The organism is Janthinobacterium sp. BHSEK (assembly GCF_056174685.1).
Genome location: NZ_JBWBYV010000055.1, coordinates 1 through 1,529, shown reverse-complemented (window position 1 = coordinate 1,529; position 1,529 = coordinate 1). Strand labels below are relative to the sequence as shown.

The following is a 1,529-nucleotide window of genomic DNA, read 5'->3' as shown; positions in this document are numbered from 1 at the left end:
GCACGCCGGCTGCAGCCAGCTGGCGCCGGCCAGCATGAGCGCCAGCGCCAGCAGCAGTCCCGCCCCCGCGCGCACGGAGGCGTTCATGGCGCGCGCTGCCCGCGCAGCGCCAGGCGGCCGGCCAGGACATCGGCCAGCAAGTTCATGGCGAACAGCAGCAGCCCCGTCGCCAGCAGCGCGCCGCGCACCAGCGGATAGTCGTGCTTGGCGATGGCGTCCGTCAGCGCCAGGTTGATGCCGGGATAGGCGAGGACGGTTTCCGCATACACGGCGCCCGACACCAGGCGCGCGGCCACGCCGCCCAGGCGCGACAGCACGACGGCAAGCACGTTGGGCGCCAGGTGGCGGTAGCGCAAGGCGAACGGTCCCACGCCCTGCGCGCGGGCCAGCTCCATGAAGGTGCGCTGGCGTACGCTGACGGCCGTGGCGCGCGCGCTCAGGAACACGCCGGCGGCGGCGGGCAGCGCCATGGCGCACACGGGCAGCACCAGGTGCCGCGCGCGCTCCAGCCAGGCGGCCGCACCCGTCTGCATGGAAAACGGCGCCATGGCGCCATTGCTGGGCAGCCATTGCAAGCCATAGGCGAACAGCATCACCAGGCCCATCGCCAGGGCGAACGGCGGGATGCTGTCGAGCGCCAGGGTGGCGGCCGTCAGCGCGCGGTCCGCCGCCCTGCCCTGCGCGAACGCGGCCTCGATGCCCAGCACCACGCCCAGCAGCAGGGCCAGCGCCAGCGCGCAGGCCACCAGCAGCACGGTCCACGGCAGGTACTGCGCCAGCAAGGCCGCCACCGGCATGCCATGCTGGATGGAATAGCCAAGGTCGAGCCGCAGCAGCTGCGCCAGGTGCTCCAGGTACAGCTGCCACAGCGGCTGTCCGCCGCCCAGGCCATGGCGCGCCAGCAGGGCGCCGCGTTCGGCCGCATCGAGTTCGATCAGCGCATCCTGTCCCAGCAAGGCCGTGACGGGGTCGCCGGGCATGAGCAGCGGCAGCGCGAAGTCGAGGCTGACGAGCGCCAGCAAGGCCAGCGCATAGCCCGCGGCGCGCCGGCCCATGAAGGTGGTAGCGCTCAGCGTCGGCTCCCGTCTACCGCACGAACATCAATTTGTTCAGCGGCAGCGAGATGCCGACGCCGATGCCGCCCGGCGTGAACCACGGCCGCAGGCGCGCATTGGCCGCCGTGCTCCATAGCGGCGAATACAGGAAGAAGGCCGGCAATTCCTCGGCGTAGATGGCCTGGGCACGGTCGAGCAGCGCGCGCCGTGTGGCCACGTCGACGGTGCCGACCTGCTGCTGCAGCAGCTCGAGCAGATCGGCGCGGCGGAAGGCATCGCTGTAGGCGCCGTTGCCCGCCGTTTGCCGCAGCATGCTTTCCGGGTCGCCATTGCTGCCCTGGCTGACGAGGGCCAGGTCGAAATCGGCGGCGGCGATGCGCGCGCCCAGGATGCCGCTGTCCATGATGCGCACATGGACTTCCAGGCCCAGCTTTTCCAGCTGGCCGGCCAGCTGGCTGGCGGGCCGCGCCAGAC

At 72.0% G+C, this 1,529-nt stretch carries 2 protein-coding genes; both read right to left on the bottom strand.

Annotated features, from left to right (window positions below):
* Positions 1–83 precede the first annotated feature (83 nt).
* The gene (locus tag AC0V2Y_RS18825; protein WP_475413932.1) at positions 84–1,055 is read right to left on the bottom strand and encodes an ABC transporter permease; all 972 of its coding nucleotides are present in this window, start codon (positions 1,053–1,055) and stop codon (positions 84–86) included.
* Between the two features lie 31 nt (positions 1,056–1,086).
* Positions 1,087–1,529: hypothetical protein (locus AC0V2Y_RS18820; RefSeq protein WP_475418357.1), on the bottom strand; the 443-nt coding region annotated here is incomplete at its 5' end.

Coding starts and splice junctions, on each gene's coding strand:
- AC0V2Y_RS18825 (WP_475413932.1), bottom strand. CDS start 1,055: ATGGGCCGGCGCGCCGCGGGCTATGCGCTGGCCTTGCTGGCGCTCGTC.